This window comes from Mesorhizobium sp. 113-3-3 (genome assembly GCF_016756495.1).
In the GTDB taxonomy this organism is placed as follows: domain Bacteria; phylum Pseudomonadota; class Alphaproteobacteria; order Rhizobiales; family Rhizobiaceae; genus Mesorhizobium.
On the sequence record NZ_AP023243.1, the window covers coordinates 4,092,624 to 4,107,372 of the forward strand.

At 62.5% G+C, this 14,749-nt stretch carries 11 protein-coding genes; 8 read left to right on the forward strand and 3 right to left on the reverse strand.

What is annotated here, in order from left to right:
- Positions 1–90: 90 nt before the first annotated feature.
- The 7 genes from rseP (at position 91) to lpxB (ending at position 8,321) form a co-directional block, all read left to right on the forward strand.
- Positions 91–1,233, forward strand: a complete 1,143-nt coding sequence (gene rseP, locus JG746_RS19895) for an RIP metalloprotease RseP (RefSeq protein WP_202354346.1) — start codon at positions 91–93, stop codon at positions 1,231–1,233.
- Positions 1,234–1,450: 217 nt separating this feature from the next.
- Positions 1,451–3,832: an outer membrane protein assembly factor BamA gene (bamA, locus tag JG746_RS19900; protein ID WP_202354347.1), complete on the forward strand. Its 2,382-nt coding sequence runs from the start codon at positions 1,451–1,453 to the stop codon at positions 3,830–3,832.
- A gap of 75 nt (positions 3,833–3,907) precedes the next feature.
- Positions 3,908–4,963, forward strand: a complete 1,056-nt coding sequence (lpxD, locus tag JG746_RS19905; RefSeq protein ID WP_202354348.1) for a UDP-3-O-(3-hydroxymyristoyl)glucosamine N-acyltransferase — start codon at positions 3,908–3,910, stop codon at positions 4,961–4,963.
- Positions 4,956–5,423 carry a 3-hydroxyacyl-ACP dehydratase FabZ gene (fabZ, locus tag JG746_RS19910; protein WP_202354349.1) on the forward strand — a complete coding sequence of 156 codons (468 nt, stop codon included), beginning with the start codon at positions 4,956–4,958 and terminating at the stop codon, positions 5,421–5,423. Before lpxD ends, fabZ begins: the two co-directional genes overlap by 8 nt.
- 13 nt (positions 5,424–5,436) lie before the next feature.
- Positions 5,437–6,270: an acyl-ACP--UDP-N-acetylglucosamine O-acyltransferase gene (gene lpxA, locus JG746_RS19915; protein WP_202354350.1), complete on the forward strand. Its 834-nt coding sequence runs from the start codon at positions 5,437–5,439 to the stop codon at positions 6,268–6,270.
- On the forward strand, positions 6,242–7,156 hold the full coding sequence (locus JG746_RS19920; protein WP_202354351.1) for an LpxI family protein: 915 nt from the start codon (positions 6,242–6,244) through the stop codon (positions 7,154–7,156). Before lpxA ends, JG746_RS19920 begins: the two co-directional genes overlap by 29 nt.
- Positions 7,149–8,321: a lipid-A-disaccharide synthase gene (lpxB, locus tag JG746_RS19925; protein ID WP_202354352.1), complete on the forward strand. Its 1,173-nt coding sequence runs from the start codon at positions 7,149–7,151 to the stop codon at positions 8,319–8,321. The genes JG746_RS19920 and lpxB overlap by 8 nt, the downstream gene beginning before the upstream one ends.
- Before the next feature lie 31 nt (positions 8,322–8,352).
- Here lpxB and gltA read toward each other — a convergent pair whose 3' ends face one another.
- On the reverse strand, positions 8,353–9,681 hold the full coding sequence (gene gltA / locus JG746_RS19930; RefSeq protein WP_019858188.1) for a citrate synthase: 1,329 nt from the start codon (positions 9,679–9,681) through the stop codon (positions 8,353–8,355).
- A 183-nt stretch (positions 9,682–9,864) separates the two neighbouring features.
- Positions 9,865–11,289, reverse strand: a complete 1,425-nt coding sequence (gene gltX, locus JG746_RS19935) for a glutamate--tRNA ligase (protein ID WP_202354353.1) — start codon at positions 11,287–11,289, stop codon at positions 9,865–9,867.
- 102 nt (positions 11,290–11,391) lie between these two features.
- Here gltX and JG746_RS19940 point away from each other — a divergent pair, with 102 nt between their 5' ends.
- A complete protein-coding gene (locus JG746_RS19940; protein ID WP_202354354.1) occupies positions 11,392–13,845 on the forward strand; it encodes a ComEC/Rec2 family competence protein in 2,454 nt (817 codons plus the stop codon).
- Here the strand turns inward: JG746_RS19940 and lexA are convergent.
- Entirely contained in the window at positions 13,839–14,576 is a 738-nt protein-coding gene (gene lexA, locus JG746_RS19945; protein WP_202354355.1) for a transcriptional repressor LexA, read from the reverse strand. The genes JG746_RS19940 and lexA overlap by 7 nt on opposite strands.
- Between the last annotated feature and the right edge of the window lie 173 nt (positions 14,577–14,749).

Sequence of the window (14,749 nt, forward strand, 5' to 3'; positions counted from 1 at the left end):
GTCGTTTCACGATCTGGCGCGGGCGTGCCTTGGATTCGCCTGGATTGATGTCACAGTCACGGCGGCAGCGGAAGAATTTGAGGGCATGAGTTGAACGGAATTCTTCACGCGATTTTCGGCACGGAAGGCTTGTTCCTCGGCACGCTTGTGCCGTTTCTGTTCGTGCTGACCGTGGTGGTGTTCGTCCATGAGATGGGCCACTACCTCGTTGGCCGCTGGTGCGGCATCGGGGTCAGGGCCTTCTCGATCGGCTTCGGTCCCGAACTCATCGGCTTTAACGACCGGCATGGCACGCGCTGGAAGCTCTGCGCCATACCGCTTGGCGGCTATGTCAAATTTGTCGGCGATATGAACGCGACCTCCAGCCAGCCCACGTCGGAAGAGCTCGAAACGCTGACCGATGAGGAGCGCAAGGTCGCCTTCCACACGCAGGCCATCTGGAAGCGTGCGGCGACCGTGGTGGCCGGCCCCCTGTTCAATTTCCTCCTGACGATCGTCGTCTTTTCAGTGCTGTTTGCGTCCCATGGGCGTTATGTCGCAGAGCCCATGGTGGCGGAAGTCACGGCAGACAGTCCGGCGGCAAAAGCCGGCATCCAGCCGGGAGATCGATTCGTCAGTGTCGACGGCAGCAAGGTCGAAACTTTTGGCGATGTGCAGCGGCTGGTCTCGGGCCGCGCCGGCGATATCATCACTTTTGTCATGCTGCGTGACGGTAAAGAAGTAACGGTGACCGCGACGCCACAGCTGATGGAGCAGCAGGACGCGCTCGGCAACAAGGTCAAGGTCGCGGTGATCGGCGTCGTCAATAACAAGGAACTCGGCCAGCCCCGTCTCATCACCTACACACCAGTTGGGGCGGTTGCGGCTGCAGTCGAGGAAACAGGCCACGTCATCGAGCGCACCGGGCAGTTCCTGCAGCGCTTCGCCGTCGGCCGCGAGGACAAGTGCCAGTTGGGCGGTCCCGTCAAGATCGCGGACATGGCCGGCAAGGCGGCGAAACTCGGTTTCGAATGGCTGGTGCAGCTCGTCGCGCTGCTCTCCGTCGGCATAGGTATTCTAAACCTTTTGCCGATTCCCCCCCTCGACGGCGGCCATCTGTTGTTCTACGGGGTGGAGGCCGTCATTCGCCGTCCGGTGTCGGAACGGATGATGGAAATGGCCTATCGGGCCGGTCTGCTTCTGGTCTTGTGCTTCATGGGGTTCGTGTTCTGGAACGATCTGTTTGGATGCTGAAATCATGAAGAAATTTGGCTTTGTCATGGTCGATGTTGAGACGCCGTTTACCATGCACGGGGATATGAGTGACGCGAAAGCCACGCACCAGGGTTAAGTAAATACAAATTAACCAGAAGCCTTGCGTGTAGGGAAAATCCGGTTAATACGGTAGGGGAAATTACCGCACGTCCGGTTTTCTCGCCGTGGGGACTACGAGAAAAGGTTATTAAGCCCGATGAAGGCAGCATCCAAGTTTCTGAGCGCCGCGTCAGCGGCGGCACTGTCCGCCGCTCTGGTCGTGCCAGGTGCGCTCGCAGTACAATTCGTTGCCACATCGGCGGCTGAAGCCGCTGTCGTCAGCAGGGTGGAGGTGAGCGGCAACCAGCGTGTCGACGCCGATACCATCCGCAATTACATCACTATCAAGCCGGGCAAAGCCTTCTCCAGCGCCGACGTCGACGCGGCCGTCAAGGCGCTGTTCGGCACCGGCCTGTTCTCGGACGTCCAGATCAACCAGGTCGGCTCAACGCTGGTGGTCAAGGTTGCAGAATACAAAGTCGTCAACCAGGTGCTGTTCCAGGGCAACAAGAAGCTCAAGGACAATGCGCTTGAAGCTGCGGTTCAACTGAAGCCGCGCGGCACATTCTCGCAGGCGACGCTCGATTCCGACGTCGAGGCGGTCAAGGCCGCCTACAGGCGCATCGGCCGCGACGATGCCGGCGTGACCACGCAGGTCATGGAACTCGGCGACAACCGCGTGAATGTGGTGTTCCACATCACGGAAGGCGACCGCACGCAGATCGCGGCGATCAATTTCGTCGGCAACAGCGCCTATTCGAGCCGCCGTCTGTCTGATGTGATCAACACCAAGCGTTCGTCCTGGGTGTCGTTCATCCTGCGCGACGACGTCTATGACGAGGACAAGCTGCGCGCCGACCAGGAGCTGCTGCGCCGCTTCTACTACAATCACGGCTATGCCGATTTCCAGGTCGTGTCGGCTGTCGGCGAACTCGACAACGCGACGAACAAATACACGGTCACCATTACCGTCCAGGAAGGCGAGCGTTACAATTTCGGCGATATCAGCGTCGAAAGCACGATCCCGGAAGTCGACTCCAAGTCGCTGGAAGCGGTGGTCGAGACGCGCAAGGGCGATGTCTACAACGCCAAGGATGTCGAAGACTCCATCATCGCCCTTACCGAGAAGGTGGCTGGTTCGGGCTATGCCTTCGCGCAGGTGACGCCGCGCGGCGACCGCAACTTCGAAAACCACACGATTTCGGTGGTGTATACGGTTGACCAGGGCACCAAGGCCTATATCGAGCGCATCGAGATCCGCGGCAACGACCGTACGCGTGACTACGTCATCCGCCGCGAGTTCGATGTCAGCGAAGGCGACGCGTTCAACCAGGTGCTCATCCAGCGCGCGAAGAAGCGCCTGGAAGACCTGAATTATTTTGACAAAGTCGAAATCTCGACCGTGCCCGGCTCGCAGCCCGACCAAGTCGTGCTGGTGGTGGACGTGGTCGAGAAGTCGACCGGTGAATTCTCCGTTGGCGCCGGCTATTCGACCGGTGGCGATTCGGCAGGCCCGTCTGTCGAGGGATCAATCACCGAGCGCAACTTCCTTGGCCGCGGCCAGTTCATCAAGATTTCAGCCGGTGGCGGCAAGAATTCGCGCGACTACAGCCTGTCGTTCACCGAGCCGTATTTCCTCGGACGGCGCATTGCCGCCGGCTTCGATATCTACAAGTCGACGCGGGAATACAACAACAACTACGACAGCGATACCACGGGCGCGACGATCCGCTTCGGTTTGCCGATCACCAACAGCATTACGACCCAGCTGGCGTACAATATCGCTCAGGAAAAATACAAGGTCGACGATAGTTGCGGTCCTACCAGCCCCGGAGATCCAGACGGCACCTGTACGATTTCGCCGGCTATCTTGGATGGCATCGCTCAAAGTCCATGGATCAAGTCGTCTGTCAGCCTTGGTTTGGTCTACAACACCATCGACGACATGAAGAACCCGCATGAGGGTATCTATGCCAACACGACCGTCGAGGTCGCGGGTCTCGGCGGCGATGCCAAATTCGTGAAGATCACGGGACGCGGCAGCGTCTATCAGACGCTGTCCGAGCAGCTTGACCTTGTTGGCCTCATCTCGGCCGGCGCTGGGCACGTCGAGGGATACGGCAACGAGGGCGGCCTGCGCATCTTCGATCAGTTCCAAAGCACCGACCGCATGATCCGCGGCTTTGCCTATGGCGGCATCGGTCCAGTCGACTCGGCCGGCGTCGGCGACCATCTTGGCGGCACGACCTATTTCAACGCTTCGGCCGAGGCCCAGTTCCCGCTGCCGGTCGTTCCCGAGAGCTTCGGCCTGCGTGGCGCGGTGTTTGCCGACGCGGCGACGCTCTACGGCAACAAGATCAGCAATCAGGCTTTGGTCGATCAGTCGTCGGTTGGAATGAAATTGCGCGCTTCGGTCGGTGTCGGCCTGATGTGGGCCTCGCCGTTTGGGCCGATCCGTATCGACTATGCGATCCCGGTCAAGAAGGAAGCGAGCGACGACGTGCAGGAATTCAACTTCGGCATATCGACCCGCTTCTGATCGGCGGCCAACGATGCTCCCGGGTTTTTTGGATCCGGGAGAAATGTTCCGACCTAGCTGGATATAGCTTCTGGAATGACCGATCCGGTGTTCTTCGCGCCATCACGCCGGTATACGGCGGCCGAAGTCGCGAATCTGACCGGCTCGGTGCTTGTCGATTCCGGCCAATCCGACGTTTCGATCGAGGCGCTCGCGCCGGCCAACGAAGGCGGCGCCAATGCGCTCGTCTTCGTCGACGGGAGGCGCAATTCCGCGTTGATGCCGTCACTGCGTGCGGCCGCGGTCCTGTGCCCGGCGGAATTTGCCAACAAGGCGCCGTCCGGCGTTGCCGTTTTGACTCATCCGCGTCCGCAACAGGCATTCGCGCTGGTCGGCCGGCTGCTGTTTCCGACAGCCGCGACGCCGGGTCCAATGACCGGTGAAACCGGTGTTTCGCCGCATGCCCATATCGATCCGACCGCGCATGTCGAGGCTGGCGCCATCATCGAGGCCGGTGTGGTCATCGGGCCAGGCGTCTCAATCGGCCGCGGCACTGTCATCGCGCCAAACGCGGTCATCGGACAATCCTGCCAGATCGGCCGCGACGGCTATGTCGGCCCGGGCGCCAGCATCCAGTATGCGCTGATCGGCAATCGGGTCATCATCCATGGCGGCGCCAGGATCGGTCAGGACGGCTTTGGTTTTGTCGGCGGTGCCAAGGGTCCCGAACGCGTTCCCCAGATCGGACGGGTCATCATCCAGGACGATGTCGAGATCGGTTCCAATTCCACCGTCGATCGCGGCGCCATGTCCGACACGATCATCGGTCAGGGCACCAAGATCGACAATCTCGTGCAGATCGCCCATAACGTCCGCATCGGTCGCAATTGCATAGTGGCCGGACTTTCAGGTATCTCCGGTTCCGTGGTCGTGGGTGACAACGTTACGATGGGCGGCGGCGTCGGGCTTGCGGATCACTTGACCATCGGCTCAGGAGCCAAGCTTGCCGCCAGAAGTGGATTTATGAGCAATGTTCCCGCCGGCGAGATCTGGGGCGGTTATCCGGCACAGCCGATGGCGGAAGCCATGCGGGAGATAGCCATGTTGCGCACGATGGCCAGGGCACGCAAGCAGGGCAAGGACAATGGCTGATATGGTGGCGGCGACGACGCTGGAAGCGGTCGACATAATGGGGCTGATGAAGCTCCTGCCGCACCGCTATCCCTTCCTGATGATCGACCGCATCGTCGACATCGATGGCGACGATTCCGCCATTGGCATCAAGAATGTCACCATCAACGAGCCGCATTTTCAGGGGCATTTCCCGGAGCAGCCGGTGATGCCGGGCGTGCTGATCGTCGAGGCCATGGCGCAGACGGCGGGCGCCATCTGCATCCGCAGCCTTGGAGCGTCAAAGCCGTCGCTGGTGTATTTCCTGACCATCGACAACGCCAAATTCCGCAAACCGGTCGTTCCCGGCGACCAGTTGAAGATCCATGTCAAGAAAATCAAGAAGCGCGGCAACCTGCTCAAATTCGCCTGCGAAGCCCTGGTCGATGGCACCAAGGCGGCCGAGGCCGAGATTTCAGCCATGATGGTCACCGGCGACTGACGATCGAGTGCTTATGAAAATCGAGACTTCAATCCATCCCTCCTCCGTCGTGGAAGAGGGCGCTCAAATCGGCCAGGGTGTGCGCATAGGGCCGTTCTGCCATGTCAGCGCCGATGCCGTGATCGGCGATGGTGTCGAACTGGTCAGCCATGTCTCGGTCATGGGCGCGACGTCAATCGGCGCCTCGACCAAGGTCTATCCGATGGCGACATTGGGCGCACCGCCGCAGAACACCAAGCACAAGGGCGGTCGCACGACGCTGGTCATCGGCGCCAACTGCACCATCCGTGAAGGCGTGACCATGCATGTCGGCACCGACACCAGCCGCGGCGAAACGACAGTGGGCGACAATGGCAATTTCCTTGCCTACGCCCACATCGCCCATGATTGCGTTGTCGGCAAGAATGCCACCTTTGCCAATGGCGCGACGCTGGGCGGCCATTGCGAGATTGGCGACAACGTTTATATCGGCGGCCTCAGTGCCGTTCATCAATTCGTGCGCGTCGGCGACAACGCCTTTCTTGGCGGGTGCTCGGCTTTCGTTGGCGACGTCATTCCCTATGCCATTGCCGTCGGCAACCGCGCCAGCCTGCGCGGTTTGAACATCATCGGCCTCAAGCGCGCCGGTCTGCCGCGCTCTGAAATCTATCTGCTGCGCAAAGCCTACCGGACGATTTTCGACCGCTCCCGCACCGTCGGCGAGAACATCGAGTTCGCCAAGGCCGAGTTCGCCTCTTCGCCGACCGCCATGAAGATCATCGACTTCATCAGCAGTCGCGGCAAGCGGCACTATGCGGTGCCGTCGCTCAAGGGCGGCGATGGCGACGATACCGATGATGAAGACTGAGACCGCTTCTGCCGGTCTTGATCTCCCGGCAGATGCCAGGGTCGGCATCATCGCCGGCGGCGGCAGTCTTCCGGTCGAAGTCGCGGCCGGCTCGGCCGGGCAGGGTTATCCGCCCTTCATCGTCCTCATGGAAGGCGAGGCCGACCGTCTGTCGGAATTGTGCCGTTATGAGCATGAAACGCTTGCCCTGGAGGCGATCGGCTCGCTTGTTCCACTGCTCAAACGCCACCGGATCACCCATCTGGTGCTTGCCGGCGAGATCAAGCGCCGGCCAAGACTGACGCATCTGCGCCCAAGCCTAAGCCTGCTCGCTGTGATACCGATTGTCGTCATGGCGCTGGCGCGCGGCGACGACGGCCTGTTGAAGGTGGTGGCGCGGGGTCTCGAAGCCCGAGGGATAAAGGTCATGGGCGCCCACGAAATCGTGCCGAAGCTGGTCGCCGCCGAAGGGGCCTTGACCAAAGCGGTACCGCAGAAGTCGGACTGGCGCGACATCGAGGCAGGCTTTGCAGCGGCGAAGGCCATCGGTGCGCTGGATATCGGCCAGGCGGCTATCGCGGTCGGCGGCCGGGCCATTGCGCTCGAGGGTATCGAGGGAACGGCCGGATTGCTCGACCGTACAAGGCTGCTGCGCGGCCATGGCCGTATCGCAGGCAAGACGCGCGGCGTCCTGGTCAAATGCGCCAAGCCTGGTCAGGAACTGCGCGCTGATCTTCCATCCATAGGGCCACAGACGGTCGACGCGGCCCATGCGGCGGGGCTCGCCGGCATTGCCGTCGAGGCGGGGCGATCGCTGATCCTCGAAGGTCCCGCAACCCTGTCGCGCGCCAATGAACTTGGCCTGTTCATCGTCGGTGTGGCCGCAGCGGAGCCGGCGCATGGCTGACAGGGCGTTGAAGGTCGCGATCGTCGCCGGCGAGGAATCGGGCGATCTGCTCGGTGCCGATATCGTGCGTTCGCTGCGCCAGGCAACTGGCCGCGAGGTAAAGCTCGTCGGCCTCGGCGGCCGGCATCTCGGGGAATTGGGCCTGGAGTCGCCCTTCGACGCGGGCGAGATCGCGCTGATGGGTTTCAGCGCCGTCCTGCGCGATCTGCCGCGCCTTGTCAGGCGGATCGGCCAACTGGCCAAGACCGTTGCCGAGGAAACGCCGGACTGCCTGATCACCATCGACAGTCCGGACTTTTCCTTGCGCGTCGCCAGGAAGGTGCGGGCGTCCAATCCATCGATACCGATCATCCATTATGTCTGCCCGAGCGTCTGGGCCTGGCGGCCGGGCAGGGCTGTGGCGATGAAGCCCTATGTCGACCATATCCTCTGCATCCTGCCGTTCGAGGTGAAGGAGCTTGACCGGCTGGGCGGCCCGCCCGGCACCTATGTCGGGCACCGCCTTACGCATGATGCTGGCGTGCTTGCCGCCCAGATGGCGCAGGCCCTGCCACGCGATCTTGCCCAGGACCGCATCAAGACATTGCTGGTCCTGCCCGGCTCGCGGCGCGGTGAGGTGCGACGGCTGATCGACACGTTCGGCGAGACCGTGTCGATGCTGCGCGCGCGCGGACATCGTCTGCGTCTGCTGTTGCCGACGGTCCCGCATGTCGCCGACCTCGTCAAAGCCTCGGTCAACCGTTGGGACGAGAAACCCGAAATCATCGTTGATCCGCAGCGCAAATGGCAGGCTTTCGGCAAGGCCGATGCCGCGCTGATCGCGTCGGGAACCGTATCGCTGGAACTGGCTTTGGCCGGCGTGCCGATGGTGTCGTCCTACAGGCTCGATCCCATCGCACGCACCGTGGCGCCCTATTTCGTTTCCGTCTGGTCGGCGCTGTTGCCCAATCTGATCGCGGATCGCGCGCTCATCCCGGAGTTCTACAACGAGTACGTCAAGGCGAACAATCTGGCTCGCCAACTGGAAGCATTGTTCGCCGACAGCGGCATGCGCGCCTGGCAGAAGGACGGTTTTGCCGAAATCGCGCGGCGCATGGCGACGGACAAGCCGTCAGGCGAGATCGCGGCGGGCGTTGTGCTTCGTCATATAAAAAAGGCGCCCTGAGAGGCGCCTTTTTCGATTCAAGCCTTTTCGATCAGCGCTTGGCGATCGGCACGTAGTCGCGTTCCGGCGCACCGGTGTAGAGCTGGCGCGGCCGGCCGATCTTCTGGCGCGGATCCTCGATCATCTCCTTCCACTGCGCGATCCAGCCGACGGTGCGGGCGACCGCGAACAGCACGGTGAACATGGTGGTGGGGAAGCCCAGCGCCTTCAGCGTGATGCCGGAATAGAAGTCGACATTCGGATAGAGTTTCTTCTCGATGAAATAGGGATCGGTCAGCGCGATCTTTTCCAGTTCCATGGCGATGTCGAGCAGCGGATCGTCCTTGATGCCGAGTTCGCCCAGAACCTCGTGCGCAGTCTTCTGCATGATTTTCGCACGCGGATCGTAGTTCTTGTAGACGCGGTGGCCAAAGCCCATCAGCCGGAACGGGTCGTTCTTGTCCTTGGCGCGGGCGATGAATTCCGGGATATGATCGACATGGCCGATCTCGCCCAGCATGTTGAGCGCCGCTTCATTGGCGCCGCCATGGGCCGGACCCCACAGGCAGGCGATCCCGGCGGCGATGCAGGCGAACGGGTTGGCGCCCGACGAGCCGGCGAGGCGAACCGTCGAGGTCGAGGCATTCTGCTCGTGGTCGGCGTGCAGGATGAAGATGCGTTCCATGGCGCGTGCCAGCACCGGGTTGATCTTGTACTCCTCGCACGGCACCGCGAAGCACATATGCAGGAAGTTTGCCGCGAATCCGAGATCGTTCTTCGGGTAAATGAAGGGCTGGCCGATGTGGTACTTGTAGGCCATGGCCGCGATCGTCGGCATCTTGGCGATCAGCCGCATGGAGGCGACCATGCGCTGGTACGGGTCGGAGATGTCGGTGGAGTCGTGATAGAAGGCCGACAGCGCGCCGACCACGCCGCACATCACCGCCATCGGGTGCGCGTCGCGGCGGAAGCCGGTGAAGAAGCGCGACATCTGCTCGTGCACCATGGTGTGGCGCGTCACGCGGTAGTCGAAATCGTCCTTTTGCGCCTTGGTCGGCAGCTCGCCGTAGAGCAGGAGATAGCAGACTTCGAGGAAGTCGCCGTGCTCGGCCAGTTGGTCGATCGGATAGCCGCGGTGGAGAAGAATACCGGCGTCGCCGTCGATGAAGGTAATCTCGGATTCGCAGCTTGCGGTCGAGGTGAAGCCGGGATCGTAGGTGAAGGCGCCGGTCGTGCTGTAGAGCGAGGCGATGTCGATCACGTCGGGTCCGACGGAGCCGCTTCTCACCTTGAATTCATGGGTCTTGCCGGCGAATTGAAGCGTTGCGGTTGCCTCTTGGTTCGCGCCGCCCACATCCAGTTTTTTCGCAGCTTCGGTCATTGCAAACTCCTTGTTGTTTCCTCATGCCGGCAAAGGCAAATTCTGCAGAGCGACACGTCGAAATCACCGCAATGCGCGTATTCGCCACCGCATTTTAGGAGGTGCGTGCCAGATTGGGCCAAGGCCTAATGTTGCACTGCGAAACGCGCCTTTCAATGCCAATCTTCTTGGGCCAGTTTGCTCCTAATCGATTTGATCCGCTACGCGCGCCAGGCTTTCCTCGCGCCCAAGCACGGCAAGCACGTCGAACACGCCGGGGGAGGTGCTTTTGCCGGTCAGCGCGGCCCGCAATGGTTGGGCCACGGCACCAAGCTTGTGGCCACCGGCCAGCGCATAATCGCGGATCGCGGCCTCTGCAGCGGCAGCCGTCCAGTCACTTGCAAGCGCGGTCAAAGCTTCGTGAGCGCCGCGCAGGATCTTGCGGGCATCGTCATTGAGCAGAAGGGCCGCCTTCTCGTCGACCGGCAGCGGGCGCGTGGCAAACAGGAAAGCGGCGCCATCGACAAGCTCGACCAGCGTCTTGGCGCGCTCCTTGAGGCCTGGAAGGGCCTCCAGCAACTGCGCCTTGTTCGTGTCGTTAAGGCGTGCGGCCATCTCCGGACCACCCTCGAGATAAGGCAGAGTGGCGATGAAGATGTCCAAAAGCTCCGCGTCGGCCATGCGTCGCATATGCGCGCCGTTGATCGCTTCCAGCTTGGCGAAGTCGAAGCGGGCCGCACCCTTGTTGACGTCGCCGATATCGAACCAGGAGATCATGTCCTTGATCGACATGATCTCGTCGTCGCCATGGCTCCAGCCCAGGCGCGCCAGATAGTTGAGCAGCGCCTGCGGCAGGTAGCCCATGGCCCGATAGGCCTCGACGCCGAGCGCGCCATGGCGCTTCGACAGCTTGGCGCCGTCGGCGCCATGGATCAGCGGGATGTGCGACATCGACGGCACGTCCCAGCCCATGGCGTTGTAGATGACGGTCTGGCGGGCGGCGTTGGTCAGGTGGTCGTCGCCGCGAATGATGTGCGTGACACCCATGTCGTGGTCGTCGACGACGACGGCATGCATGTAGGTCGGGTTGCCGTCCGAACGCAGGATGATGAAGTCGTCGAGATCCTTGTTGGGGAAGCGCACTTCGCCCTGGACACGGTCGTGGACGATCGTCTCGCCCTCGGTCGGCGCCTTGATGCGGATGGCGCCCTTGACGCCCGCAGGCGCCTCGGAGGGGGCGCGGTCGCGCCACTGGCCGTTGTAGCGCGGCGGCAGGCCCTTGGCCCGCGCTGCCTCGCGCATTGCCTCCAGCTCGGCTGGTGTCTCGTAGCTGTAATAGGCCTTGCCCAGACGCACGAGTTCCTCCGCGACCTCGCGGTGGCGCGGCGCGCGCTCGAATTGCGAGACCGCGTCGCCGTCCCAGCCAAGGCCGAGCCAGGTGAGACCGTCCAGGATGGCGGCCGTTGCGGCGTCGGTCGAACGCTCGCGATCGGTGTCCTCGATGCGCAGCAGCATCGTGCCGCCTGTGTGTTTGGCATAGAGCCAGTTGAACAACGCCGTGCGCGCGCCGCCGATGTGCAGATAGCCGGTGGGCGAGGGGGCAAAACGGGTGACGACCTTGTCGGACATGAAACTCTCGGAAACCATCTGAAGCGGGGTGCGGCTGCGCGGGCTTTCGCGCGCCCGGCGTTCATGTAGCATAGGGCGTCAGGGGTGCAAGGGGCAGACCCGATGGCTGGACGAGGCCGGGGCTCGGAACAGGGCGAGGACGCCAACGTTGGCGTCAGCGAACGGTCCCTGTTTGCGATCCCTCCGCCAGCCTCATTGCCGCCATCGCCCCTTGTGCCCACGCCGGGCAGTCAGCCGTCGCAGGCGGATATCCAGGCGCCACTTCCGGCACCTGCCTCGGGCCGGATTGTGCGTGTGCGCCGGCAACTCGGGCGGGTTTCCTTGCCTCGCCTGCGCCATAGCGTGGCGATGGCGGCGGAGCTGGAGCTGGACCGAGGCATCGCCTTCCTGCTGGTGCCGGTCTGTCTGGCCGCTGGCGCGATCGGCTACTATTCGCTCGCAGTGGAGCCTGATTTTGCAAGACCTGTCGCCGTGGTCTTGCTGATGGCGATCTGTGCGCTGGTTTCGCGCTCCTGGCCGAAAACTCATCTGGGCTTCATGGCGGCATTGCTGTGCGCGCTTGGCCTGCTTGCCGCCAAGGCCGAGACATGGCGGGCGGGCACGCAGATGCTGGGTTCGGAAATCTCGACGCAGGTGACCGGACGCGTGGTCTCGATCGACCGCATGGAGACCGGCCGCATCCGGCTGACCATCGACATGACGTCGACCGCCCGGCCGACACTGCGCTACGCGCCGGCAAGGGTCCGGCTTTCGGCGCGCAATATCCCGGCCGAAATGACCGCGGGCTCCTTGGTCACGGGCTACGCCAAACTGCTGCCGCCGACCGGTCCGGTGCGGCCGGACAGCTACGATTTCTCCTTCGACAGCTATTTCGCCGGCATTGGCGGCAGCGGCTTCTTTCTCGGCAATCCAAAGCTGGTTTCCGCCGACGACGAGATGCCGCTCTCGGCCCGGCTTTTCTCAGGGATCGAAAATGCTCGCGAAGCCATTGCCGACCACATCAGGGCCACGGTCGGCGGTGCCGAAGGCGAGATAGCGGCGGCGCTCATCGTTGGTGTCCGCGCGGGCATTCCCGATGAAATCAACGAGGCGATGCGGCGCACCGGCATCTATCACATCATCTCGATCTCCGGACTGCATATGGCGCTGGTTGCCGGCACCATCATGGGTCTGCTGCGCGGCGCCTTCGCGCTGTTTCCGGATTTTTCCGCGCGTCGGCCGGTGAAGAAATACGCCGCCGCCGCGGCCCTTTTCTCGATCGCGGCCTATCTCGTCATTTCCGGCGTCGTCGTTGCCGCCGAGCGCAGCTTTATCATGCTGGCGGTAATGCTCATTGCTGTCCTGTTCGATCGCGCGGCGCTGACTATGCGCAATCTGGCGATCTCGGCGATCGCCGTCATTCTGGTGTCGCCGCACGAAGTCGTCGGCCCGAGCTTCCAGATGTCGTTCGCCGCGACCGCGGCGCTGGTTGGTGCCTATGCCGGCTGGGCGGATCACCATGCGGGAAAGACAAGACCGCCACCGCCAAAGCGATCCCTTCCGGGCTTTCTCACACGAAAATTCCTGCTGGCGACGGGCGGGCTGGCCATGACCTCCATCATTGCCGGCTGCGCCACGGCGCTGTTTGCCATCTGGCATTTCCAGCGCGTGTCGCCGCTCAGCCTGTTCGCCAACCTGGCCGTCATGCCGATCGTGTCGCTGATTGTCATGCCTTTCGCTGTTCTCAGTTCTCTTGCGATGCCCTTTGGCGCCGATGGCCCCTTTCTCTACGTGATGGGCAAGGGCCTGACGGCGATGATCGCCATATCGGCTTGGATATCGGAACGCTCGCCGATCGATGCCGTCGGGCTGATTTCCCAGCACTCCGTGCTGCTGGTGACCATCGCACTGGTCATCGCGACAATGGCGACGACCTGGCTGCGGCTCGCGGCCGTGCCATTCGCGCTTGCCGGCCTGCTGACGGTGTCGGATACGCGCACGCCGGATGTGCTGATCTCGGAAGATGCGCGGCTGGTTGCGCTGCCAATCGGCGGCGGCGAACTCGCTGTCAGCCGGGCTCGTCCGAACGAATTCACCGTCGACAACTGGAAACGCGCGCTGACATCCGAAACCATCGTCGTGCCGGAAATGTTCAGCAAGGCGGACGGGCAATTCGACATTGCCGATGCGGTCAACCTGCCGCCGGGAGCGCCATTCTATTGCACTGACGGTGTCTGTCTTGCCCGGCATCCGTCCGGCGCGATCATTGCGCATGTCGAAGACCGCAAGGACACCTGGAAGGCCTGCGGTTTTGCCGATCTGATCGTCGTCAATGACGCGACGGGCTATGATGCCTGCCACAATCCGCTGGTTCTTGTCGTCACCAAACGGCAACTGGCCCGCAAGGGCAGTGCCGCCGTCTTCTTCGACCGCCAATCGGCGACCGGTCCGCCAATTGTCAGCTTCGCGGTGGACGGCCCGTACCGGCCCTGGCACGAGCAGCGAAAATTTTCACGCGAGGCGAGGGGGCTGCCGCCCTATCAAAAACCCGAAAAGCCGTCCGCTCCTGCTCAGTAACGCCGGATCAGCCCGACCAGCTTGCCTTGCACCTTGACCCTGTCCGGTCCGAAGATACGCGTCTCGTAGGCTGGGTTGGCGGCTTCAAGGGCGATCGAGGCGCCCTTGCGGCGGAACCGCTTCAAGGTTGCTTCCTCCTCGTCGACCAGCGCCACGACGATCTCGCCCGGGCTTGCCGTGTTGGCATTGCGGATAATGACCGTGTCGCCATCGAAGATGCCGGCCTCGATCATCGAGTCGCCCTTGACTTCCAGCGCATAGTGCTCGCCGCCCATGATCATGTCCGGCGGCACCGAGATCGAATGCGTCTGGTGCTGGATGGCATCGATCGGCACACCGGCGGCGATGCGGCCCATCACCGGGATCGAAACGGCGGATACCGCGTCGTCGTCATTGCCGGCCGCCGGCAAGCGCGACGGCGCCGGCTTGATCTGGCGGCCGAGGCCGCCCTGACCGAGACTACCCTGGATGACGCTCGGCGAGAATTTCTTTGCCGCGTTGAGACCCGGCGCGATCGAATCCGGCAGCCGCAGCACCTCCAGCGCCCGCGCCCGGTTGGGCAGCCGGCGAATGAAGCCGCGTTCCTCCAGTGCCGTGATCAGGCGATGGATGCCTGACTTGGAGGCGAGATCGAGCGCTTCCTTCATCTCGTCGAAGGAAGGCGGAATGCCACTTTCCTTGAGCCGTTCATGAATGAACATCAGCAGTTCATGTTGCTTGCGTGTCAGCATGGCGGCCCCCAAGGCATTGAACGAAGGGTGTGAACCAGAATCGAAAAACAAACCCAGAACAAACACTATCTGTTCCAGTTGTGTTCCGCAACTGTTTAAAGTTTAATGAATTTGTTAAGGCCTCAGAAATTATCTGGCCCCCGGCAGCAGGGGGCAAGCGACCACGGCGCCAT